The following is a 24,865-nucleotide window of genomic DNA, read 5'->3' as shown; positions in this document are numbered from 1 at the left end:
AAAATTCCTCCAAAGCTGAGATGCAGCTCAAGGTATCTCCCGGCCATCAATAAGTAAAATGAATCTATTCCATCACTTCCATTCCATATTGGCATGAACATTCCAATCAAGAACTTGCACTGTTTTGTGACCCTTGCCGAGACGGGCAGTTTTACCCGCGCGGCCGAAAAACTGCACCTGACTCAGCCCACGCTGAGCAAGATGCTGCAAAGACTGGAAGACCATTGGCAGCAGCAGCTCATCATCCGCAACAATCAAAAGCTGTCACTGACTCAGGCGGGCGAACTCTTGCTTGAACACGCCAGAGAAATGCTTGGGCAATGGCATTTATTGGAAGAAGACTTATCAAATCTTCGCGGGGTACAACGGGGATACTTGCGTCTGGGAGTGTGCCCCATGATGAGCAGCCTGGTGATTGAACTCCTCACTGCGTTTCGAGCAAGATATCCCGGGGTCAGATTGGAGATGTTCGAGTACGGCGGCTTCGGCTGTGAAAAGGCTCTGCTGGCAAACAATCTGGATATTGCCTTTACCGCCCTGCCTGCAACCCACGCCGATGAGCTGACCGCGCAGCCGTTGACGGCTTATCCCCTGCTCGCCTGCCTGCCGGCAGGCCACAAGCTTGCGAACAAAGCCGCCCTCGACTGGTGCGACTTTGGCTCCCATCCCTTTATCATGTACAACCAGGATTTTGCGCTGGCAAAGCTGCTCGACAGCCTGGCAAGAAACGCCGGAGTAGAGCTGAATGTCGCCTATCGCAGCGGCCAGTGGGACTTTTTGGCGAGCATGGTGGAGGCCAACATGGGGCTGGCCATATTGCCCGCGCCCATTTGCGAAAAATTAACCGACAAGGCGCTGTGCTTCAGGCCATTAAGCGGCGGACACACCTGGGACCTGGCACTCATCTGGCGCAGTCATCTGCACCTGACCCCTGCGGCGGCCGCCTTTCTGGCCCTCAGTCGTGATAGGGGCCAAGCCACTGCGCGTCCGGCGGCAGAATAAGCAGATTACACCTGAGCTTGTGCACCAGCTGCTCTGCGGTGCTGCCAATGGAAGCGCCGAATATACCCTCCCTTTGGCGTGCTCCCATCACCAGGTATTTGGCTTTTAAACTGCTGCTGAGCTGATACAGACACTGAGCAGGGTCCCCGGCGACCAGATGAACTTGCTCGGGGGGCAAGCCAAATTGCGCCAGCGTATCCCGGTGCTTTTCATGGGCGGCAATAAGGATTTCATGGGGAGTAATGATATCCAACTCCCGCAGCACCTTGGGCACTCTCACCACACAGGCAAGGTGTAAAGGGAGATTAAGCGTACTGGCAAGGCGCTGCCCCTGTTCAAGCACCAGTCGATTGAGAAGCTGTTTGTCCTCACTGGTCGCATCCAGATCTACCGCCATCAGTACCAATCGTCCCCGCGCGAGGGGATTGGCGGTAAGCAGCATCAGCGGCACCTTGGTGTGCCTGATAAGCTGCCAATCTTCGGGCTCCGGTGATTCTGCGCCTTCGATGCCCTTTATCATCAGCGAATAGCCCTGACTGGCGGCATGGGGAAGTGCATGCTCGTGCAGACGCTTGCTCCATACTGTCTCATAAGCCACATCGCGCCGTTGCAGTGCATCCAACGTTGTCTCCAGCTCATCATGGAGGCGTTCGAGTAGCCTTTGTCTCGCTGCGCCGGCAAGGCGGGGATTATAGTACTCGGCACCGGAAAAATAGGCGTGCCCGTAGGCATAAACCTTGGGTGTAAGCGCCATTGCCTCGGCAATTTCCAACGCCGTTTGCAATGTTTCGGTTGATTGACCATTTTGTCCGGCAATCACAAAGACCTTACTCATCAAGAGTCCCTCCTTTAATTAGGGTCTTTTGACAACAGTCTAAGCCGCCATGCTTGATTCAAACTGAATAACCCAAATTACAGGCATAAAAAAACCCGCCACATAGGCGGGTTTTTATGGACCGAAGTATTAATTACTTCTTGGCAGCGTTCTTGGCCTTGGTCTCAGCAATTACAGTCTCAGCCACGTTGGCTGGACATGGATTGTAGTGAGAGAATTCCATGGAGAACTGACCACGACCAGAGGTCATGGTACGCAGGTGACCGATGTAACCGAACATTTCGGCCAGCGGTACGTCTGCCTTAACGCGTACGCCAGTCAGACCAGCTTCCTGATCCTTGATCATACCGCGACGACGGTTCAGGTCACCGATTACGTCACCTACGTGATCGTCTGGAGTGAACACGTCAACCTTCATGATAGGCTCGAGCAGCTGTGGCTTGGCCTTAGGCATGGACTGACGGAATGCACCTTTAGCGGCGATTTCGAACGCGATGGCAGAGGAGTCAACTGCGTGGTAAGCACCGTCAAACAGCTCAACTTCAACGTCCAGTACGGGGAAGCCAGCCAGAGGACCTTGGCTCATCATTTCTTCGAAGCCAGACTCAACGGCAGGCCAGAATTCACGAGGAACGTTACCACCCACTACGGCAGACTTGAAGGTGAAGCCGGTACCTGGCTCACCAGGACGGATGCGGTAGTCAATCTTACCGTACTGACCAGAACCACCAGACTGCTTCTTGTGAGTGTAGCTGTCTTCGATGGCGGCAGTGATGGTTTCACGATAGGCTACCTGTGGAGCACCTACAGTCAGCTCAACGCCGAAAGTACGCTTCAGGATGTCTACCTTGATGTCCAGGTGCAGCTCACCCATACCTTTCAGGATGGTGTCACCGGTTTCCTGGTCGGTTTCAACCTGGAATGATGGATCTTCAGCAACCATCTTACCCAGAGCAACACCCAGCTTCTCAGAAGCGCCTTTGTCCTTAGGAGTAACAGCGATAGAGATTACAGGCGTTGGGAAGATCATTGGCTCGAGAGTACACTCGTGCTTAGGATCACACAGGGTGTGACCGGTCTGAACGTTCTTCATACCTACAACGGCGATGATGTCACCAGCCTGGGCAGAGTCGATTTCGTTACGATCGTTGGCGTGCATTTCCACCATACGGCCGATGCGTTCAGTTTTACCGGTAGCAGAGTTCAGGATGGTGTCACCCTTCTTCAGCTTACCAGAATAGATACGTACGAAGGTCAGGGCGCCGAAACGGTCGTCCATGATCTTGAACGCCAGAGCGCGCAGTGGCTCGTCTACAGAAACGGTAGCAACTTTGCCGGTTTCTTCACCAGTCTCTGGATCAGTCAGAGGCTGTGGCTCAACTTCAGTTGGAGAAGGCAGGTAGTCAACTACTGCGTCCAGTACCAGCTGCATACCTTTGTTCTTGAACGCAGAGCCGCAGAAGGTAGGGAAGAAAGACAGGTTGATGGTACCCTTACGGATACAACGCTTCAGGTCTTCGATAGAAGGCTCTTCACCTTCCATGTAAGCTTCCATCAGGTCGTCGTCCTGCTCAACGGCAGTCTCAACCAGCATTTCACGGTATTCTTCAACCAGGTCAACCATGTCGGCAGGAACGTCGGTCACAGTGTAGTTTTCTGGCAGACCTGAATCGTCCCAAATGAAAGCCTGACGGTTCAGTACGTCAACAACGCCTGTGAATTCGTCTTCACGACCGATAGGCAGAGTCATTACCAGCGGGTTGGCAGCCAGTACTTTCTTAACCTGACCTACTACGCGCAGGAAGTCGGCACCGATACGGTCCAGCTTGTTTACGAAGATCAAACGAGCTACTTCAGACTCGTTGGCATAACGCCAGTTGGTTTCTGATTGTGGTTCTACACCGCCGCTACCGCAGAATACACCGATACCGCCGTCCAGAACCTTCAGAGAACGATAAACTTCAACGGTGAAGTCAACGTGACCGGGGGTGTCGATTACGTTAAAGCGGTGACCTTTCCAGAAACAGGTGGTGGCAGCAGACTGAATGGTAATACCACGCTCTGCTTCCTGATCCATGAAGTCCATGGTAGAAGCGCCATCGTGAACTTCGCCCAGTTTGTGGATTTTACCGGTCAGCTTGAGGATACGCTCGGTGGTCGTGGTTTTACCCGCGTCAACGTGAGCGAAAATACCAATGTTTCTGTATTTTGATAAATCGGTCATGATTCAACTTTTTTGCTTGGTTTATAAAAGTAGACGGAGTATGCCACAAAAAAGCAGCAGACCACACATCAGGATTTGAGGCGCATATTGTAATTGGGAAGGGCGTCGGGCGCAAACTGCTTAGACGTTTTTTAGCTGACAAAACAGCAGCTACAGAGTTAGCGCGGCCAAAAATGGTTAAAAATCAACCTTAAAGCTGTTTATCTTTGGCAAATAAATTCGCTGTTTTTTTGCACGGACACTGAGTTAAGCTGCCGTTGCCGTGACGGTTTTTTTGTTCAGGCAGCACCGGAAGAAATCCTGCCAATACGAAAACTCCCCCGCCCCTGCTCTTTGACCTCATACATGGCAACGTCTGCGGCCTCAAGCAGCGCCTCCAGGGTATGGCCGTGGTGGGGATAAATGGCAATCCCCACACTGGCGTCCACTTCGCAGGAAAGACTGCCGCGAATAGCTATCGGCCTGGATACCTGAACCAATATTTCCTGGGCAAGTAGACGCAGCTTGTTGTAATCCTCATCAACGTCGGTAATGCCAATCAGAAACTCATCGCCGCCCCAACGGATAGCAATTCCATCGCCGACCAGCTTCACAAGGCGTTCGGCGACGGTTTTCAATACCGAATCACCGGCTTCATGACCGTAGATATCATTCACAGGTTTGAATTTATCCAAATCAATCAGCAGCACGCCCATCAGTGTCCTGGTTTGATCGACTTTTCGCATCATATCAACCAACAGGCGTTCACCTGAGCGGCGATTCTTAAGCTGGGTCAAGGGGTCATGCTCGGCTTCAAACCGAATCATCCGTTCCCTGTATGTGCGTTCAGTGATGTCATACATCATCACTTCAATTAGCGTCTGAGTGCGGTCTTCCACTTTGGAAAACAGGCAGTGAACCCATTTGAGCTGCGCGCTTTGCTGACTGCGCAGCTGCAGCTCCATCTCAACGTGATTGAGATTTGCATTCCCCCTGAGTTCATCGAAAAAACGCGCTAATTCGGCTTCTTCTTCAAACCAGTGGCTGAGGGCTGGTTGGTTATCTATGGATTCAGTGCCACACAGACGCTGGAATGCCTCGTTGGCAACGAGCACATGATTGCCGGGGTCTATCAGGCAAATACCGGCGGTAGCCCTTTCAAAAATGAGCCGGAATTTACGCTCCAACAGCTCTGTCCTTTGCCGCAAGCTCCGCTCTTTTTCGATAGATTGATTCAGGTTGGCCACCAGCTGATTGATACCCCGCACCAGGCTGCCTATTTCGTCCTGAGCATGGTATTTGGGCACGTTGAGCGGGTCATTGTCACCGGGCTTAATATTCTCAAAGTTCGAGGTCAGGCGATTTAACGGCGCTGTCAGGGTTTTATGCACCAACAGGGAAACAAGCAGTGCAATCAATGCCGATTGAAGCACCAACATCCAAGCTTGTTTGAGTGCAACCTCAGTGGCCCTTGATTGAATGTATTCGTTGTTTGGCAGCAACTTGAGCTTGCCCAGCACCTCACCGGCAAAAAAAGGATGGGGAATGTCAAATTCCAGCACCTGCAGTAAGTCATCTGCGGCAAAACCGCTGGAACTCACCCAGTCACCGCTGTCTGCGGTGAGCAAAGCGCCGGCCACCAGATCATTGACCTCAAGACCCTCAACGATTTCTTTACCCAGCTCCACGTCCTTGACATAGAGGGCAACTGAGGCAGTTTTTTGCACCGTTAAGGCAATTTGTCCAAGTTGGTTTTTGACTTCCCTGAGTTTGGTTTCCCGCGCATCCCAGAAAAAATAGAGGCAGGCGACCACTGCCGCGAGAAAGGCTCCCACCGCGATGGCAACAGCAACTTTGACATAAAGCTTCTGGCGATTAGGGATCAAATTTGTATACCACCTTTAATGCCGGGTCCAGTTCAGTGCTTTTGACAAAAGTAATACCTGAGGGGGTGCTGTTCATCAACTCAAGCAAGGCTTGCCGCTGGCCTATTTCCCTGGGTTGTGTGACTCGTGCCGAAAACTGCAATCGTGCCCAGTAACTGCTTACCTGTGCCAGGCTGCGATTGACCAGCTGTCTGTAGAATAATGCCCGGGTCTCGGTGTCACTGCTGTTATCGAATACTGTGACCTTGTTTCCGTCCGGAAACGTTCGGTCGCGTCCCATAAAAATATCTACCACTTCATGATGACTCAAATTTTCAATGCCGTTTGTCGTATTCACCACCACATACAGGGCATCGTCTGCTCTGACAGGAAAGCAGACGAGTAACCAAGCTATCAAACTGATGATTAATCGTTTCATAGTCAGAAGGTAAAACTCAGATTAACGGAAAACAGATTGACCCTGTCATCATGGCCCATGGGATATGCCCGAACCCAGAGACTCGAACCCTTGGGGTCTATTTCCGAGTGATCCCATTGCAGCTTTAACGCCATGTCTTCGTAAAAATCCCATCTCAGGCCCAGTGAATAGGTACTCTGTGCCAGACGGGACACCTGATAACTGTATTGGGCGGCTTGATGCAGCGTCAGCAAGGCGTTCCTTTCAGGTTCAGGCAAATAAGGCAATGAAGTCGGCAGTTCAATCTCGGGCGCCTCCCTCGTGTTTTCTACCTGCGCATATACGGCGTAGAACGTAAGATCGTCAAATCGCCGCCCCACACTGAAGTAACCCGACACATAGGGCTGCAGCAAACGCCAATCGGATTCTGTGTATCCAAGCTCCGATTGCACAATCCACTGGCCATCATCGAATTGGAAGCCGAGGGCATAGTAACGCGAAAGCATATTGTCAAAGGCAATGTCCTGAGCCAGTGCCCCGGCCTGCGGCCAAAGAGTGGCAGGCACAGCTCGCAACGCATCCAACAGCATTTCGGTATCGGCATTGGTTCCGGACGTATAGGCCTGCGCCATAGCGGCACGCATCAGCCAATCGTCGCCCGAGAGCGACAGAGTCAGGGCCATGATGTTGTCCAGAGTCAGCAGCACATCCTGCTCGGGCCCTTCCAGTTCCACATCGGTTTCGCCAAAGGCCAACTTGGCCTCGAAGTTAAGCTCGCCTAGATCCCGCCGATAGGTGATGTCGGCCCCTTCATAGCGACTGATGGACGAGATGAGATTATAAAACTCAGGAATGGGCCGAACCCAGGAGTAGGCGTAGCCCACATCTCTGTACTCGGTAAGCATGTATAGATCGAGCCCCAATCGACCAGCCCTGAATGCCCAGTTATTGTTGGGGCGATAACGCAGGAACAACCATTCCAGATTGTCTGAAAGTCTGTTGCTGACTCTGTCTTTAAACACCATCTGAGCCACAGCATCAAAGCTGCCAGAAATCTCGGCGTTGAGCTGTAGCCCCAGCAGGGTATCCCCAGCGGTGGACCACCCCTGTCCCACGGAATACGTGGTGTAATCGCGGTGAAAGGCAAGGTTGTCACTGTCATTGTAGATGACGCCAAGGCTGCCAAACCCACTGAACCTGACGGCCGCTTCTCCGTGTGCCCATCCCGCAAACATCAGCCCGATAAGGCCTGCTGCTACGAATTTGTGCAAATTGACTCTCCCCGGCTATCGCGCGCTTTATCTATCGCGTTACCAACAGCTTAGAATCTTTTTGTGATCATTGCCGTATTGAACGCAGCAGGTTCAACGATGAAAGACCTGCCCAAAAGTGACTTTAACCGTAACTGTATATATTTGTAACACATTCATAAAGGCACGGTTTTGCATAATATGTAGCAAACACCGTTTCTTGTGGGGACAGTCAATAAAAAACCCGCCTCGGGGGCGGGTTTTTACCGGGTTTTACAACCCGGCTCATGATGGCGTTATGTCAGCCGCTATCAGTCTTCTACAGGAGAGACCACAAACAGCAGATCGCCCTGAGATACCTGTTGACCGTTGGTATTCAGAATACGCTCGATGCGATACTTCTTGTCTTCCGGATAGAGCACGGCGCCCTTGCGGTTAAAGCTTGCCAGAGTGACCTGGGAGAACATCTTCATCGCTTCGGTCAGCGCCAGAGTGGTGTCGGTGGTCACAATGTCACCTTCACGGACAAACTCAGGTTCACCCGGAGCAGGCGAGCTGTAGAAGATACCCGCGCCCTGAGCCAATACTTTCAGCTCGTTGGAGTCACCCACACGCAGAGACTCGGTATCCACGCCCTGGGTTTCGGCAGCAGCTTCCATCTCGGCGATAAGCTCAGGGATATCCAGCTCAGCCATCAGACGAGGCAGGTAGTTGGTGTCATACACGCCTTCGTTGAAGGTGGCATCCTTAAGGATACGCTTGAGCAGCGGAATGTTAGTGGCAATGCCTTTAATCACGACGCTGTCCAGATAGTCGTACATCTTGGTGACCACGTCTTCACGGGACTCACCACGGATGATGATCTGGGCTATCAGGCTGTCGTAGTATGGCGATACTTCCTTGCCTTCGGCGGCGATGGAGATAATTTCCACATCGTCACGCTCTGGCATCACGCACTCGGTGATCTTGCCTGGGTTTGGCACCAGTTGCAGTACGCCATTGCTGTCCAGAGCGGCCTTCTCGGCAGTTACACGCACTTCCATGGCGTAACCAATTTCCTGAGGCTCCAGATCTTCGATGGAACGACCCGCAGCGATATCAAACTGGGCAGACACAATATCAATACCTGAGGTGGCCTCAGTCACAGGGTGCTCTACCTGCAGACGGGTGTTCATTTCCATGAAGTAAACTTCATTGGCATCCAGGTTGTAGATAAACTCCACAGTACCTGCACCCATGTAGTCCACGGCATCACCCAGCGACTTGGTGTAAGCCATCACCTGCTGCTTCAGCTCAGGTGGCAGCATGGTAGAGCCTGACTCTTCAATCACCTTTTGGTTATTGCGCTGAACCGAGCAGTCACGCAGACCCAATACCTTGGCGTTGCCAAACTTGTCGCGCAGCAACTGCACTTCGATGTGGCGCAGCGATGTCACGTACTTCTCGAGGTACAGGTCACCGTTACCGAATGCCGCAGCCGCTTCGGTAGAGGTCTTCATAAACAGTGGGATCATATCCTCTGGGCGTTTTACCACCTGGATACCCTTACCACCGCCGCCTTGTACCGCTTTGAGCAGCACTGGGTAGCCGATTTCACTGGCCACGTTCACCGCCTGTTCGGCGTTGGACAGAATACCGTGTGAGCCTGGAACCACGGGTACGTTTTGCGCCTGAGAGGTCTTGATTGCGTTGGACTTGTTACCCATGGTGGTCATGGAGTGCACGCTTGGACCGACGAAGTTAACACCATTGTTTACGCACAGGGCAGCAAACTGTGGGCTCTCAGACAGGAAGCCGATACCTGGGTGCAGCGCGTCTACGTTTTCGTATTCGGCCACTTTCAGCACAGAGTACGCGTTCAGGTAGGATTCGTCGGAGGTGTTACCACCCAGACACACCAGCTTGTCATTTTCCTTCAGCATATCGGCCGGCACAGCAGTCATATCCGGGTCGGACGCCACCAACACCACGTTGATATTGTTGTCGTGAGCCTTACGGATAAGCTTCACCGCGGTACAGCCACGGGCGTGTACCAGCACCTTGTCGATAGGCTTCATCAGGGCGCGCGGGTCATCCTGACGGATTTCTTCGTCCACTACCTGAGCCTCAGGCACCAGAGTAGAGATAGCGCCCTTGATGACTTCTTCAATCTTCTGGGTCGGCATTGGCATCAGAGGGTCGATGCTGGACAGCTGAGAATCCAGAGTGTCGCTGAAGGGGTTATACACCAGGCCATTCATGGCACCCGGCACCTTCGACAAGTAGTTCGACAGAGTTGAAGTGGACGGCAGATAGGCAGGAACCACCATCTGACCGGCGAACGGCATATTGGTGCCTGACAGGTAATAGGTCTGTACCAATGGGTGAGTCACGAAGGATGCCTGGGCACCGCCGGTACAGTCACCGAAACCGAACATCAGAACTGGCAGTTCGTTGTCACGGATAAAGCGGGTAATACGGTCGTTCACCACGGCCATGGAGAACAGGGCTGCCGCACCTTCTTTGGTCTGCATACCACCGGAAGAGATGAAGCAGATAACCGGCATATGACGCTTGGCACACTCAATCAGCAGCGCAGAGAACTTCTCGGCTGAAGCCATATCGAAGGCACCGGCCTGGAAGGCTGTGTTGGAAACGGCGATACCAACCTTGAGTGAAGCACCCTTGTGCTCAAAGTCAGCCATACCAGTGATAAGGCCGCAAGGACGAATGCCCTTATCCAGCGCGTCTTCAATCGACAGACGGAAGCCTGGGAAGTTGAGCAGGTTGGCGGTCATCTTGTCGCCGTTCAGCTCATCAAAATTGGTGAAGAACTTGTTGATGACGTTTTCCCAGGTCATCTTGCCAGCTTTCTTCTCGTCGCGGAGCACCTTCTGAATCAACAGATCCTGATAACCCATGGTCAGGCGGTTCCAGAAGTCCTTACGACGACCGATACGCACAGGGTTGATGGCTCCGGTGTACTTACCGGTGTCGTCTTCACTGTCGAAGTATTCGGGCAACAGACGCTCAAAGAAGTACGTCAGGATCACGAACAGCGAGTCGTTGAGCTGTGGGAAGCCCACGCTCTTCCACTGTTCGGTTTTGGTCAGCAGTTCGGCACGGTTTGACTGAGACATGAAGTACTTCAGCCACTTGTAGAACTTGCTCTTGTCGTTGGCGATGTCCTGGGTCGACAGGGCGCGGTCAATGGCCTTGTGCAGCAGGCTGTCAACCGAGGCACGGGACAGACTCTTGCTCATCATGGCTTCTTTGGCGATAGAGGCCAGGCTGCCCACCACGTTGTCGTACAGGGCATTGAAAATCAGGATGTTGTAGCACTGCCAAATAAAATCTTCGCGCAGTTCTTTGTTCACCACCACATCCAGCACAGTGAGGTTGTTCAGCTCTGGCCAGTTGGCCTCGGTCACCTCGGCAGGCAGGGTTTCCAGATAATGGATAAGTCCCTTGAAGTTGTTGGCAGCGTTGGACTTCCAACGATGGTACAAAGACCAGCCGATGTTGAACAGCAGCGCTTTTTTGGCCTTTTTGTAGTTCTCTTTGGGTTCACCCAAAATCAAACGAGTCAGCATGTTACGCTCGGTGCTGACTTCGCTGCGTTTGTTAACAAAGTTGTTCCACAGCTTGGACAGCTCTTCGTCGTATACCACTTTATCCGGGGCAGACAACCAAGCCTGGAATACCTTTTCCTGCTCTTTCTGAATACGCTCCAGCAAGTCACCCTCGGGCACGCTCACCTTGGACAAACGACCATATTGCTCCATGGAGATGGAGTGGATACGGCTGCGCAGCGTCAGGTAACGCAAATAACGGTAGGCACTGCCGAAGAGGTTCAGGTGCATGGTGGGGCTGCTCGCCACCGCCATGTCGGCCGTGCTTTCCAGTGCCTTGAGGCTGTTTGACGGATTAAGGAAGCGGGTCAGACTGCGCTCGTAGTGCTCACGCAGATCTTTGGACTCTTTAACGAAATTAACCGCAGCGCGCTCAACGGCCTCGATGGAGCTGATGATGGCGCGGCGAAGATTGTGTTGACGCTCATCACGGTCGGAAGGCGAGAAGTCGATGATGCCATCAATGCAACCGGCGTTATACAGTTCCTCTGGGGACACACCTACCGACTTGGCACATTCCTGCCAGGAAAGGTTGTACTTGCGGGCAATACTTTGCAGACCCTGAGGCTGGATGGTGTTGAAGATACCATCACGCAGAGACAGCAGAATGTTCGCTGCCGCCAATGGAATCGCACCACCGGAATAACCGGCACCAATCACGATACCCACAGTGGGCACGTCAACGTTGGCGCTCTCGGCGATGGCCTTGGAAATAGAGTGTGCCTGATTGTTGCTGTTGGCAATCTCACCGGCATCCGCACCGGGCGTGTCGATGAGGTAAACAATGGGCATGGACAATTCGGCGAAATGACGAATGGCCTTGCAGGCCGCCAGGTGATGCTCAGGCATCCAGGCACCATTGGCGGTGGTACGCTCCTGGGCGACAAAACCGATACGACGGGTACGGCTGCCAAAATTCAGGTCCACTTCGGCGCTGTAGAAAGAACCCATGTGGGTCTCGGTGATGACCTTGCCCTTGAGATCGGCAATAATACGCTTGGCGCCGGGGCGGTTTTTGTCTTGGGTTGGCTGAATGACCTTGGCGACATAGCCGTCCACATCCAGTTTTGCCAGAGACTTGAGGTTAGTCTGGATGGCAGCATCGTCCAACAGACCTTTAATTTCCTCGGATAAACTTTGTTTGCTGTGCTCAGGGAACAGCGAAAAATCCTTTGCCAGGTGTTCCGCTTGCAGAAACAGCGGATCAGGCTTTTGTGCTTGAGTCATGTTTTTGGGCTGCTTGTTGGTGGTCATTAAGAGATCCTCTGCTAAGCCTCTGAAAATTTTTAGCCATCAAATATACCTTCCTTCGGTTTGCAAATACCATTAAACTGCCTTGGACGCTTTGTTCCATTTTTGAGACGATAGAAAAAACATGCCAGATTTGAATGGGATGGCGCTATTTGCCGCAGTGGTCAGATCTCAGGGTTTCAGCCAGGCGGCCAGGGATATTGGCATGCCAAAATCCACCATTAGTCGTAAAGTTGCTCAATTGGAAGAAGAACTTGGCGTACGACTGCTGCAGCGTGACAGCCGCAATTTAAGCCTCACCCAGGTAGGCACCCTTTTTTATCAGCACTGCGAAACCATAGTGAATGAGCTCGAGGCTGCCAAGGCGGTGATCGAGCATACCCACGCTGACGTTTCCGGCTCGCTGCGTATCGCCATCCCCGTCTCGTTCAGCCAGGAATTAATCGCCAATTTGTGCAGTGGCTTTTTACGCCTCTATCCCAGTGTGGAACTCGATGTCCAATTTACCGACTCGGATGTAGGTCTGGTGGGTGAAGGTTACGATATCGCCATCAAGTACGGCCCACTGCAACCTTCCGACAATGTGGCCAGATTGCTGTTTGAGCGTCAGCCTATTTTGGTGGCAAGTCCAGGTTACCTTAAAAAGCATGGCACCCCTGCCACACCAAAAGAGCTGGGGCAACACGCCGGCATTTTACTTGGCACCACACGCTCTGCCCCCATCTGGCCTCTGGGCAAAGGGGGACGCAAAACCATGGTCAGTTTCAATCGCAAGGTGCGGGTTAACAGCGCCGTGATGGTGCGCCAATTGGCATTGGATGATTTTGGTATTGCCATGCTGTCCCATGCCCAGTGCAAAAAGGATCTCGCCAGCGGTTCCCTGTTGCCCATATTGCCCGAGTGGCCCATGGAGCCCTTTAAGGTCTATGGGGTCTATTCCAGTCGAAAACAGCTGGCCACCAACATCAGTGTGTTTCTCGACTTCTTTATCAAGCGTTTCGGCAGTCAGGAATCCCTGCTTGGCATGATGGGCTAAGGCAGTCAAAATCTCCGCGCATTCATCACCTCGAGACCGAAAAGCTCGCCTTTTTTTCCGTGCTGTGGTACCCCTAAAGTTTGACTAAACTAAAGCTAACCCCATAGTCTGAAAGATGAAATTTGTCGTTAAGGATGCCTCATGTTAAAGCGTATGCTCCCTGCTCTGTTCATTGCCGGTCTGGGCACTCTGCCCCTTTTGGCACAGGCCAATCTCGACGTGGAAGAACTGCGACTTCCCAAGGCAAACAGCGACCTCGGTGAAGTAGCAAGCCGCTATCAGGGGCTGATTGACGGTCTCAAAGACAAACTGGCAGCCGGTAACGAAGAAAAGGCCGTGACCCAGGCGATGGCATATCAGGGCATTCGTCTATGGCAGCAAGCGGTGCGGGATGTGCAGGCCGGTCATATCGATGATCGCAGTTTGTATTGGGCCAGACTGGCTATGCGAACCAGTTTGAAGCAGGACAAAGCAGGCTATGCCATTGTGCCCTGGCAAAGAGACATTCTGGTGCGCGCCGTTGAAACAGCCTCCCGGGGTTTTTCGGATATCCATTTTGGCGACGATGTACAAATTCGCATTCTGCTTACCGGCTTTGACCCCTTCTTCCTCGACCGCAACATAGGCCAGAGCAATCCGTCGGGTATCACCGCGCTGATGCTGGATGGCTATAAATTTAAGGTGGGCGGCAAGCAGGCACAAATCGAGACGGTGATGATCCCGGTGCGCTTTGCCGATTTCGATCAGGGCATGATTGAATCGCTGTTGACGCCCTTCTATCGCAAGCGGTCCATTGATGCGGTATTTACCGTGAGCATGGGACGCGATGATTTCGACCTCGAACGTTTCCCCGGCCGCAACCGCAGCGCCGAGGCCCCGGATAACCTGAATGTACTGACCGGTGCCACCAAAACCCAACCCATAGCGCCCATGCTGAACGGGAACTCACTCAACGGCGATGAATTTGTGGAATTTTCTTTACCCGTAACAGCCATGCAGGCGGCACCGGGTAACTACAAGGTCAATGACAATCGCAAGGTCACCACCCTGGGCAAAGGCACCTTTGATGCGTCTTCCCTCGCTGAACTTCAAGAAGCCATTTCGGTAGAAGGCTCAGGCGGCGGCTATCTTTCCAATGAAATTTCTTACCGTGCCGTGCTGCTGAGGGACCAGTTTGGCCTCAAATTACCCGTGGGCCATATCCATACTCCCAAGGTTGCCGGATATGACGCCGAAGCAGGGAAAGCCATAGCAGAGCAGGTGCGCGCCATGGTAGAGCTTGCCGCCGCAACGCTGTAAACAACACCGCCAGGCTTGTTTGGGTCTTGGGGCCAGAGGTATTATGCCAGAGCCTTTGATTTCAGGACCCTTATGTTTTCGTTTTTTCGCCAGTCCAAACGGCCAGCCAGATCACAACTCGTCACAGATGCCATGGCGCCTGCAACCGCAGTCCAGGAAGATGCCTGCCTGCATCTCGAGCGCGCCTGTCTCAGGGCAGAAGCTGGCCTTGGCCGCGACATTCCAAGACCCACGCTGAGGTTCGATATCCGGGGCAAAACAGCGGGTATGGCATACAGCAGCCACAACCTTATCCGCTTGAATCCCAAACTGTTGGAAGAAAACCCCGACATCTTCTTTACCGAAGTCATTCCCCATGAGCTTTGCCATCTGTTGGCCCATTCTCTCCACGGCAAAGTCAAACCCCATGGGAAAGAGTGGCAAACACTGATGCGCGGCCTGTTTGGACTCTCCCCCCGCACCACTCATAGTCTGGACACCAGCAGCGTCAGCAGAAGTATCGAATACCGCTGCCAATGTGGCCCGGTTCCACTATCCGTCAGGCGCCACAATAAAATTGTCAGGGGCGATACACGCTATCTGTGCCGTCGCTGCGGTGACTACCTGCAACAGGCCGATACGCGCTGACGCGACTCAATTTGAATATACCTGTGTCCCCTTGATAACCAGCCCTGCGGCATGCTCTGAGGTTGTCAGCCCTACCCCATTGGATTAACATCCCAGCCAATCAAAAAAGCCGCAATAAAAGCGGCCAGCAGTATCAGGAAACCCATTGCGCTATCTATTTGCTTTGGCAGCATTTGTTGCCCCATTGTCTTTAAGTTTTGCCCAGAATACGCCTCCATCCAACTTTGCCGAAGCCAAGCGCACGGCCCAGAAAATCTATGCCGCACTGCCGATGCAGAGCTTTTACTGCGGCTGCAGCATTCAAACCAAGGGCAAACGCTGGGAAGTTGACCACAACAGCTGCGGCTATCAGGTCCGCAAAAACGCCGGACGCGCAGAGCGGATAGAGTGGGAACATCTGGTACCTGCGTGGGAATTCGGCCACCAGCGCCAGTGCTGGCAACAGGGAGGCCGAAAGGAGTGTACTCAAAGTGACACCACCTTCGTGCGCATGGAGGCCGATTTACATAATCTGGTGCCAGCCATAGGCGAAATTAACGGCGACAGAAGCAACTATCGTTTCCGTGAATGGAATGCAAATCCGACCCAGTATGGTCAGTGCGAGATGGTGGTGGACTTCAAGGCTCGCCAAGTACAGCCACCCCGTCGAAGCCGTGGCGCCATCGCCCGCAGTTACCTTTACATGCAGGCTCAATATGGGCTCAAGATTGCGCCTGCCCAATTAAAGTTGTTTGAAGCATGGGATAAAAGCTATCCAGTTGATAGTATTGAGTGCCAAAGAGATCAGCTTATTGCCGGCGCCCAGGGTAACCACAATCCCTTTGTTGCACGCGGCTGTAAAGCGGGTGCACTTGATGTTCAAACGGCAGATTAACAGTTTCAGGATCCCGAATGCGAATTCCAAGAATTTTCCAGCCACTTGACCTGTCTCCCTCAGCGGAGTTTGCCCTCGATGAAGATGGCTTTGCCCACGTCGGCCGGGTGCTTCGCATGGGTGAAGGCGAACAGATCAGGGTATTCAATGGCGATGGTAAAGATTACCTGGCTGACATAGTCTCGGCAGGTAAAAAGTCACTGACGGTGAAGGTTGTTGCGGTAGAAGACAACCAGAGTGAATCGCCGCTGCATTTGCATCTGGGCCAGGTAATCTCCCGTGGTGACCGTATGGATTTCACCCTGCAAAAATCAGTCGAACTCGGTGTGAACACCATCACGCCGCTTTTTTCAGAACGCTGCGGCGTCAAGCTCAGCGGTGAGCGGCTCGATAAAAAAATTGCCCAATGGCAAAAAATCGTGATCAGCGCCTGTGAACAATGTGGCCGGGCCACAGTACCCGTTGTTCGCCCTGTAATGGATCTGGCCGAGTGGTGCGCCGAACAAACCAGCGCGCTCAAGTTAAATCTTCATCCCCGTGCTGACCATGGTATCAATGGTCTGGTGCTGGATAATCCCAGAGTAAGGCTGCTTATTGGCCCCGAGGGAGGGCTGTCGGCAGAAGAGATTGCCATGACAGAAACCCACAAATTTACCGAAGTGTTGCTCGGTCCCCGGGTACTTCGTACTGAAACGGCCGCGCTAACCGCCATTACGGCACTGCAAATGAAATTTGGCGATCTGGGTTAAACCCGGCTCCCCCGCATGAGAGGACGCAATATGATTAAACTCGGCATAGTGATGGACCCCATCAGCGACATCAACATCAAGAAAGACTCCAGCTTTGCCATGCTGATGGCCGCCCAAAGTCGCGGCTATGAGCTGTTTTATATGGAAATGCAGGACCTGGCCATGGTCAAGGGTGAGGCCCGCGCCCGCATGCATCCCCTCAAGGTAATGCAGAACGCCGATTGCTGGTTTGAATTGGGCGATGCAGTTGAGCAGCCGCTGGCCGAGCTTGATGTCATCCTGATGCGTAAAGACCCGCCATTCGACACCGAATATATTTACGCCACTTATATGTTGGAACGCGCCGAAGAGGCGGGCGTGTTGATTGTCAACAAGCCCCAGAGCCTGCGGGACGCCAACGAAAAGCTGTTTACCGCCTGGTTCAGCGAGTTTACTCCACTGACCATGGTCACCCGCGATGCTGGCCGCATCCGTGAGTTCCACGCCGAGCATGGTGACATTATCTTAAAGCCGCTGGATGGCATGGGCGGCGCCTCTATCTTTCGCGTCAAACAGGACGACCCGAACCTTGGCGTCATCATAGAAACCCTCACCAACCACGGTAATTGCTACGCCATGGCTCAGGTGTTTATTCCTGAAATCACCGCGGGCGACAAACGTATTCTGGTGGTGGATGGTGAGCCAGTTCCATATTGCCTGGCCCGTATCCCCAAGCAGGGTGAAACCCGGGGTAATCTTGCTGCCGGTGGCCGTGGAGTAGCACAGCCGCTGTCTGACGCCGACTGGCGCATTGCCAAGGCTCTGGGGCCGGAACTCAAGCGCCGGGGTCTGATTTTTGTGGGTCTGGACGTGATTGGCGATAAACTCACCGAAATCAACGTGACCAGCCCGACCTGTATCCGCGAAATCGAAGCGGCCTTCGACGTGGATATCACGGGCATGCTGATGAACGCCATCGAAGCCCGTATCAACAAGAAATAACCGCGGGCGCCTTGCGCCCTTCTGCCTTGGGGAACCCTATGTCATCGAAATTATTGGCCCTGTTGCTGCTGGCCCTGCCCCTGACAGCCGCTGCGGCCGATCCGCTTAAAACCCCGTCCAAGCCCAAGAACATGGTCATCATGATTGGCGATGGCATGGGGCCGGCTTACACCTCGGCCTATCGTTATTTTAAAGACAACCCGGACACCGAAGAAATCGAGCAAACCGTGTTCGACCGTCTACTGGCGGGGATGGCGAGCACCTACCCGGCACCCGTGTCCGGCTACGTGACCGACTCGGCCGCCGCTGCCACGGCGTTGGCAACCGGCCACAAGAGCTATAACGGCGCCATTTCGGTGGATGTGAACAAAGCTCCCCTGCCCACCCTGTTTGAGAAAGCCCGGGAAGCCGGTTTAGCCACGGGCGTTGCCGTCTCCAGCCAGATAAACCATGCCACTCCGGCCGCATTTCTGGCCCACAATGAAAGCCGCAAAAATTACGATGAAATAGCCAGCGCCATATTGGGCAGTGATGCCCAGGTGCTGCTCGGCGGCGGTCAAAAGTATTTTGATGAGTCATTGCTCGCCGACTACCGCGCCAAAGGCTATCAGCATCTCACCGACATCGGCGCGCTCGACACCATTAGCAGCGGTAAGGTGTTGGGCCTCTTTGCCGAAGTGCAATTGCCCTGGGTGATAGATAACCCGGAATCACACCAGCTTTCTCGTCTCACGGCCAAAGCGCTGGAGCTTCTCTCCCAAAACGACAAAGGTTTTGTCCTGTTGGTGGAAGGCAGTCTGATTGATTGGGCGGGCCACAACAATGACATAGTGACTGCCATGGCCGAGATGGACGAGTTTGCCCGCGCCATTGAGGTGGTGGAAGAATTTGTTCGCACCCGTGGCGATACCCTGATGGTGATTACTGCCGATCACAATACCGGCGGTCTGAGCATAGGGGCAGATGACCAATATCTGTGGGATGCCGCACTGCTGCGTGGAGTGAAGGCCAGTCCCGACGCCATGGCAGCGGCTATCATCGCCGGCGATGTCTGGCAGGAGCAGCTTGAAACACAATTGGGCTTTACCCTGGAGTCAGATGAACAAGCAGCGATTTCACGGGCAAGAATGCAGGGGCAGGACGTTTTAAGCAGTGCCATAAAAACTATGCTGGATAAACGCAGCTATACCGGCTGGACCAGTGGCGGACACACAGCACTCGATGTGCAGGTATTTGCCCAAGGCCCCGCATCCGGACTCTTTATCGGTCACCAGGACAACACTGAAATCGCCCAGAAGATGATGAGCCTGCTACCTAAACCTAAAAAGGCCGCCGCTGTGGTCGAACCCACAGCCCCGTCGATAACCTTGCCACCGGAAGCGCCTGTCAGCGAAGCGCCCCTGGTGAACCCAGTTGTGCCGGAAACCGCACAGCCACAGGAAACAACACAGGATGACGCGTTCAACCCAGGCTCTGACGTCAGTCAAGAGACTGAGATTAGCGTAACCACTCACTAACCCGCCATTTTGCCCAGGAGTTCGCCATCGCCGCTCCTGGGCCACTCCCGCCCTTCAGTAATGCCCTTCAGGATTTCCATCGCCCTCTCTTCACAAATGGGCTTGGAGAATAAATAGCCTTGGGCGAGTTCGCAGCCAGCGGCTTCCAAAAACTCCCGCTGTAACTCGGTTTCAATGCCCTCTGCCACCACGGTTCTACCCAGATGATGCGCCAAATCTATTACTGTGGTGACTATGTGGGTATCGGCTCCATTTTCCAATACGCCTGCGGTAAAACACCTGTCGATTTTGAGTACATCAAAGGGCAGTTGCTTTAGGTAACTCAAGGATGAATAGCCGGTTCCAAAGTCATCAATAGCAATGCGCACACCCAGCATTTTCAGCTCACGCATCACCTCCATGGCCTTGTCTACCTGCTCAATAACACTCTCTTCTGTTACTTCCAGCAGCAAGCACTTTGGCGGAATACCTGAGGCTGTCAGTAATTTACGAATAAAATCACTTAACCCCGGAGTCAGATAGTGACGTGCCGACAGGTTCACCGCAATGTAAAGGTCGTCCCACCCCTGAAGCCTGAGCCGTTTAAGCATGTCCACCGCTTCCCCCAGCACATAGTTGCCCACCCTGATAATGGCGTCGCTTTCTTCAATATGGGGGATAAAACTGCCGGGCATGATTAATCCACGACTGGGGTGAAACCAACGGACCAGCGCCTCAAAGCCCTTGATGACGCCGCCATCCAGGGAGACTATCGGCTGTAAAAACAGCATCAGCTGCCGCTCGCTGATAGCACTGCTGATATCCTGCTCAACCATCAGGCGATTATTGGCTTTGTGCAACATGTCTTCGGTAAACACTCTGAAGTTGGAGCGACCGGCATCCTTGGCCTGATACATGGCGAGGTCAGCATACTTAATCAGCTCTTCGGCACTGGTGCTGGGTGAGTCACACATGGCCACCCCTATGCTGGTGGTGACAATCAGCTTGTGATTCCCCAGTACCACTGGCTGCTGCAACGATGCGAAAATCTTGTGTATCACCCGCCGCACGTCCTGTTCGTCGCGTATGCCACGCAGCAGGATCAAAAACTCATCACCGCCCTGACGGAATACCGTATCCATACTGCGAACACTATTGGCCAATCGCGAGGCGATGATTTTCAGCAACTCATCGCCTTCGTTGTGCCCCAGTGCATCATTGATACGTTTAAAGGCATCAAGATCCAAAAACAGCAGTGCCAACTTGTCGTGCACCCGCCCCACACAGGCAATCGCCTTATTAAGCTCATGCAACAACATGGATTTATTGGGCAGGCCCGTGAGCATGTCGAGCATGGCCAGTCGCTCAAGTTCTCGGGTATAAGAGTCGACATCCGACTCCAGAATTTGCTGACGTTCCGTGAGCGCCATCATGGCACGCCCCATTACATCCACCTCATCGGATACCAATACACGCCCCGTGCCCAATCTTGTCCGGATTTCATCAAACTTTTGCTCGGCAATAAGCGGCAGCATGCGGGTGTATAACTCGAGGCGCCGTATAGGGGACCAGGCCAGCAGCCCCAGTGTCGCGCCAGTGAGCAGCAAGGCTATCAGCAGCAATCCCAACATGTTTTGCTGAAACGCCTTGAGCAGGAAATGCCACTCATCCAACTGCCACATCACTATGATTCCGGGACCGTCTTCGGTGGCATCCAGAGAGAAAAACCACATGGCATAAGGGTGACCCGAAAGATGATAGAGGCGCTGTTTGTTGGAAATCTCCTGCCAGTTCCACTCGCTTTTGGCCTGCTCCAATCGGGGCAGACTCAATTGACGATTACTGATACTGAAAAGACGTCGCCCCCAGAAAAGAGATTCCTGAGCCAGGTTTTCCCGAGGACCCAGCACCGCCAACTCAAATTCATCCTGCGCCCGAAAGCTGCTGAGCAGGTTCGTCAGCTCAAATTCCAGGTAATATCGAAAATGCTCTTTGTTGTGCAGTACCGGCACCTGAATTTGCAGTAAACACCGCTCCACACAATCAATCCGCCAGATGGGCACGCTGGCCTTACTCCAGCGCTGAAACCATTTGTACTCCCGATCGCCCGGCAAGCGGCCCAGGTAAAAACCACTGTGGTTACTGGACGCAATGCGTCCAAACGTATCCATGCCCCAGGCCAGCTGCATGTCTGGCCATTGCTCAGAGAGATCTTTGTGGCTAAGTTGCGGGGCATACCCACGGGGACCCATGTAAAGGAGTACCTGATGGGCGCTGCTTACGGCATCTTCCACCGCTTGATTTACTGCACGGCGCAAGTGTTGCTGCAATGCGTGATGTTGAGACTCGAGTAAAAAAGCCTGCTGCTGTCCCAGCTCTTGATAGGCAAAGGTGCCCAAGACCAGGGTAAGAATGCTCATCAGCGTAAACACGGCCCCCAGTAACTTCCATCTCAGGCTCAGATACCAACGGCTTTGTGCTATCTCATTCATAGGCTCACCATTGCAATCGATACGAGAGTTGCAGCGCAAAAATGGACCAGTCTTCGTCCTGTGTTGCGGGTATTTTATTAACAATAGGGGGCACCCAGGACGCACCTTCCACCCAGTGATACTCCGCCCCCAATTGCCAACTGTCTGCAAAGCGCCACTTAAGCCCCAGGCTCCAATCTTTGCTGTAACCAAAATACTCAGGCAATCCCTGCTGTGCGAGGCGTTTACCATGGGGATCGTCCAGGTTTTCCACCGAATGGTCGTAGCGGACAAACCATTCCAGCTGTTCTCCCATCAGATAGCGAACATCAAGGTAATAGCCGCGATAGGGCTGCTCGGCACCCGATTCTTCCAACAGCATGTTTTCGCTCAGGGTTCGCCAGCCCCGGGAAAACTCTGTGGTGAACTCCCACTGAGACCAGCGATACTGGGCAGACAGCACATAGGCCAATAGCTCAACGTCGCCATGCATACTGGCAAGGTCCGTTTCAAAATTCATGCGGGTTTGGTATAGATTCCCGCCCAGTCGCCACCTGTCATTGCTGTAATCAATATCCAGTGAATAAAAGTAGTCAGACTGAAAACGGCCATAATCGAGAGAGCCAATAATATTACGGCTCAAATCATCGGTGACATGAAGCACGCCGCCACTGACATTCCATTCAAGGATGCCACCGCTCAAGCTGTGATGGCCAAGCAGCTCACCTCCGTCCACATGTGATTGGGCATCGCGGTAGTAGTCAGCGTAGATGGATTGAGGCAAGAGTATGGCAGGGCGGGTAAAGGGCACGTCACGGGTGCTGGAATAAAACCCGATTTCGTTTTTTACCCGGCCAAGGCGAATACCGGTAAAGCCATTTTCGAGGGGGTAAAGGTATTCAGCGAACAAGTAATCCAAGTGGAAATGTTCATCGCTGAGGTTACCCCGTTGCCGGTAAACCAAGGCCCCAGCCAGGCGAATCGTTTCAGTTGGCCGCCAGGATGTCATCAAGGATGCCTCAGACAGCGAAAAACTCACATCATCGCCATCGGTAAAAAAGTCACTGCCACTTACAGCCACCAGCCCCTGGCTGAGATAGCCATTGAATTGCCATTCACCGGCACAGGCCGCACCGCTGTAAAGTAAGGACAGCAGCAGATATTCAGTGACTTTCATGGGCAGTATCCTTTGCGGTAGTCTCATCCGGCACGTAACCGATTGAGCCAGGGGTTTCCATCACTCTACGCCGCATCTGGTCAGGGCTGGCCACGATTTCGGGGCGTTCGGCGGTTCCGGAATACACCAAGCGGTCCCACTGACGCTGCAGCACATAGGGAAATACGCCTAACGACTCAGTGCAGAATTGCCTGTGCTGCTGCGAGTCGGGCGGCAATATAAACACCCGGATAGAGCTACCATCCGGCCAGAACAAGCGTTGCCGTGAAAAAATCAACCTCAGCTCGGACACTGAAAGCCCCTTGGCCAGAGTCACATCATGGGTGATGATTTCGGCGTTTGCTCCCAAACTAAGCACCAATAACCACATCCATGTCGTTAAACGGTACATTCACACTCCCTTTCTGGTCACTAACGCCCGCAGCCGTCCAATACATGGGCCCGAAGTAGTCTGTTGCCTTCTTTTATAGCGTAGGTGACGAATCCGTTGTTTGCCCGTCAAAAGTGGCTGAAGAGTCGCAAGCCTATGGGCTATAATCGGCTCAAATTTCACGACGTAGAACACCACATTGCTTTCCAACCCCTCCGAGCTCGTGACAAGAAACATAGAGCAGCTTGAAAATCAACGCGTTATGTTAATTAACATCGAAGCGGACGAGCTGGGACATCACTTGACCCGCCACTGCAGCGAAGTCGCAGCGCTGGCGCTCGACTTTAATCATTTTCAGGCACAACCTTCGGGTAAAAGTGGGTTTCGCTGCGAATTTGGTCATCAGTGGAGTCGGGATGAAAAATTCGATGTGGTGGTGGTGTATTTCCCCAAAGCCAAAGCGTTGGCACCTTATTTATTTGCACTCGCAGCCTGGCACCTGCGCCCGGATGGCACGCTGCTGATTACCGGTGAAAACAAAGGCGGCATCAGGTCAGTGGATAAGCTGCTGGGCAACGCCTTTTCCCCGGCCTGTAAAATCGATAATGCCAGACACTGCCTGCTGTACAGTGCCACTCTGGTAGCAGAGGCAACCAAACCCAATGCCGAAGATTGGGTGAGCAGGTACCGGCTGTCACTGCCCAGCGGCGATATCCAAATCTGTAATATGGTGGGCGTGTTTTCAGACAAGCAACTGGACCAGGGCACCGCCTTACTGTTGGATAACCTGCCCAAACTTGAGGGCCGCGTGCTGGATTTCGGCTGCGGCGCCGGTGTGATTGCCATCGCTCTGATGCAGCAAAACCCCGGGCTTCAGCTGGAATGTGTGGATATCAATGCCATGGCGCTCTTGTCCTGTGAGCTGTCACTCAAGGCCAATGGCATGGAGGCGAAAGTCTATGCTTCCGATGGGCTGGCGCAGACTGACGGCCTGTTTAATGCCATTGTTTCCAACCCGCCATTTCACGACGGTTTAAGCAGCACCACAGATATCGCAACCCGTTTTGTGGCCGACAGTTACAAGCAACTGCACAAAGGTGGCAATTGGCAAATCGTTGCCAACCGCCACCTACCCTATTCGGATACCATTGCCAAGGTGTTTGGCGAGGTCAATACGGTGGCAGAAAACAACAAGTACAAGGTCTACGCCAACAAAAAACGTTGATAATACGGTGCCAAATGCCCTGAATCAGGGCGTTTGGCGCCCCAGTCCTCATTCGCCAGTCTCTAAAAAAATCACTAAACTGAAAATCAGTGCACAAATTAGCCACCGAAGTCTTTTTTGGTGAA

The 24,865-nt window shown here is 53.2% G+C and carries 18 protein-coding genes; 9 read left to right on the top strand and 9 right to left on the bottom strand.

What is annotated here, in order from left to right:
* Positions 1-93 precede the first annotated feature (93 nt).
* Positions 94-1,002, top strand: a complete 909-nt coding sequence (locus SAMA_RS03115; RefSeq protein ID WP_011758704.1) for a LysR substrate-binding domain-containing protein — start codon at positions 94-96, stop codon at positions 1,000-1,002.
* On the opposite strand, the gene SAMA_RS03110 is transcribed toward SAMA_RS03115, so the two are convergent.
* From SAMA_RS03110 to SAMA_RS03085, 6 genes are all read right to left on the bottom strand, one after another.
* Complete coding sequence (locus SAMA_RS03110) at positions 956-1,837, bottom strand: universal stress protein (protein ID WP_011758703.1); 882 nt, start codon at positions 1,835-1,837, stop codon at positions 956-958. The genes SAMA_RS03115 and SAMA_RS03110 overlap by 47 nt on opposite strands.
* A 133-nt stretch (positions 1,838-1,970) precedes the next feature.
* Positions 1,971-4,061, bottom strand: coding sequence for an elongation factor G (gene fusA / locus SAMA_RS03105; RefSeq protein WP_011758702.1), 2,091 nt, complete (start codon positions 4,059-4,061; stop codon positions 1,971-1,973).
* A 278-nt stretch (positions 4,062-4,339) separates the two neighbouring features.
* Entirely contained in the window at positions 4,340-5,926 is a 1,587-nt protein-coding gene (locus SAMA_RS03100) for a diguanylate cyclase domain-containing protein (protein WP_011758701.1), read from the bottom strand.
* Positions 5,916-6,344 (bottom strand): type 2 periplasmic-binding domain-containing protein, encoded by a 429-nt coding sequence (locus SAMA_RS03095; RefSeq protein ID WP_011758700.1) that lies wholly within the window; start codon positions 6,342-6,344, stop codon positions 5,916-5,918. Before SAMA_RS03095 ends, SAMA_RS03100 begins: the two co-directional genes overlap by 11 nt.
* Before the next feature lie 2 nt (positions 6,345-6,346).
* A complete protein-coding gene (locus SAMA_RS03090; RefSeq protein ID WP_011758699.1) occupies positions 6,347-7,594 on the bottom strand; it encodes a hypothetical protein in 1,248 nt (415 codons plus the stop codon).
* A gap of 290 nt (positions 7,595-7,884) precedes the next feature.
* Positions 7,885-12,438 (bottom strand): ATP-binding protein, encoded by a 4,554-nt coding sequence (locus tag SAMA_RS03085; RefSeq protein ID WP_011758698.1) that lies wholly within the window; start codon positions 12,436-12,438, stop codon positions 7,885-7,887.
* A gap of 121 nt (positions 12,439-12,559) precedes the next feature.
* On the opposite strand from SAMA_RS03085, the gene SAMA_RS03080 reads away from it, so the two are divergent.
* From SAMA_RS03080 to SAMA_RS03050, 7 genes are all read left to right on the top strand, one after another.
* The gene (locus SAMA_RS03080) at positions 12,560-13,471 is read left to right on the top strand and encodes a LysR family transcriptional regulator (RefSeq protein WP_011758697.1); all 912 of its coding nucleotides are present in this window, start codon (positions 12,560-12,562) and stop codon (positions 13,469-13,471) included.
* Between the two features lie 141 nt (positions 13,472-13,612).
* Positions 13,613-14,770: a C15 family peptidase gene (locus SAMA_RS03075; RefSeq protein WP_011758696.1), complete on the top strand. Its 1,158-nt coding sequence runs from the start codon at positions 13,613-13,615 to the stop codon at positions 14,768-14,770.
* A 72-nt stretch (positions 14,771-14,842) separates the two neighbouring features.
* Positions 14,843-15,397, top strand: a complete 555-nt coding sequence (locus SAMA_RS03070; RefSeq protein WP_011758695.1) for a SprT family zinc-dependent metalloprotease — start codon at positions 14,843-14,845, stop codon at positions 15,395-15,397.
* A 145-nt stretch (positions 15,398-15,542) separates the two neighbouring features.
* The gene (locus SAMA_RS03065) at positions 15,543-16,271 is read left to right on the top strand and encodes an endonuclease (RefSeq protein WP_011758694.1); all 729 of its coding nucleotides are present in this window, start codon (positions 15,543-15,545) and stop codon (positions 16,269-16,271) included.
* A 17-nt stretch (positions 16,272-16,288) separates the two neighbouring features.
* Positions 16,289-17,020, top strand: a complete 732-nt coding sequence (gene rsmE / locus SAMA_RS03060) for a 16S rRNA (uracil(1498)-N(3))-methyltransferase (protein ID WP_011758693.1) — start codon at positions 16,289-16,291, stop codon at positions 17,018-17,020.
* A gap of 30 nt (positions 17,021-17,050) precedes the next feature.
* Entirely contained in the window at positions 17,051-18,001 is a 951-nt protein-coding gene (gene gshB, locus SAMA_RS03055) for a glutathione synthase (RefSeq protein WP_011758692.1), read from the top strand.
* Positions 18,002-18,039: 38 nt separating this feature from the next.
* Positions 18,040-19,518, top strand: a complete 1,479-nt coding sequence (locus tag SAMA_RS03050) for an alkaline phosphatase (protein WP_011758691.1) — start codon at positions 18,040-18,042, stop codon at positions 19,516-19,518.
* On the opposite strand, the gene SAMA_RS03045 is transcribed toward SAMA_RS03050, so the two are convergent.
* From SAMA_RS03045 to SAMA_RS03035, 3 genes are read right to left on the bottom strand one after another with little or no spacing between them, the layout of a single operon-like run.
* Positions 19,515-21,989 carry a putative bifunctional diguanylate cyclase/phosphodiesterase gene (locus tag SAMA_RS03045; protein ID WP_011758690.1) on the bottom strand — a complete coding sequence of 825 codons (2,475 nt, stop codon included), beginning with the start codon at positions 21,987-21,989 and terminating at the stop codon, positions 19,515-19,517. The two genes, SAMA_RS03050 and SAMA_RS03045, sit on opposite strands and share 4 nt — an antisense overlap.
* Before the next feature lie 4 nt (positions 21,990-21,993).
* A complete protein-coding gene (locus SAMA_RS19665) occupies positions 21,994-23,145 on the bottom strand; it encodes a porin family protein (protein ID WP_011758689.1) in 1,152 nt (383 codons plus the stop codon).
* On the bottom strand, positions 23,132-23,536 hold the full coding sequence (locus SAMA_RS03035) for a hypothetical protein (protein WP_011758688.1): 405 nt from the start codon (positions 23,534-23,536) through the stop codon (positions 23,132-23,134). Before SAMA_RS03035 ends, SAMA_RS19665 begins: the two co-directional genes overlap by 14 nt.
* Before the next feature lie 178 nt (positions 23,537-23,714).
* Between SAMA_RS03035 and SAMA_RS03030 the strand changes: the two genes are divergently transcribed.
* The gene (locus tag SAMA_RS03030; protein ID WP_041409658.1) at positions 23,715-24,740 is read left to right on the top strand and encodes a class I SAM-dependent methyltransferase; all 1,026 of its coding nucleotides are present in this window, start codon (positions 23,715-23,717) and stop codon (positions 24,738-24,740) included.
* Positions 24,741-24,865 lie beyond the last annotated feature (125 nt).

The sequence above is a fragment of the Shewanella amazonensis SB2B genome, assembly GCF_000015245.1.
Lineage (GTDB): Bacteria > Pseudomonadota > Gammaproteobacteria > Enterobacterales > Shewanellaceae > Shewanella > Shewanella amazonensis.
Note: the sequence above shows the minus strand (reverse complement) of the source record. Positions and strands in the feature narration are given on the sequence as shown.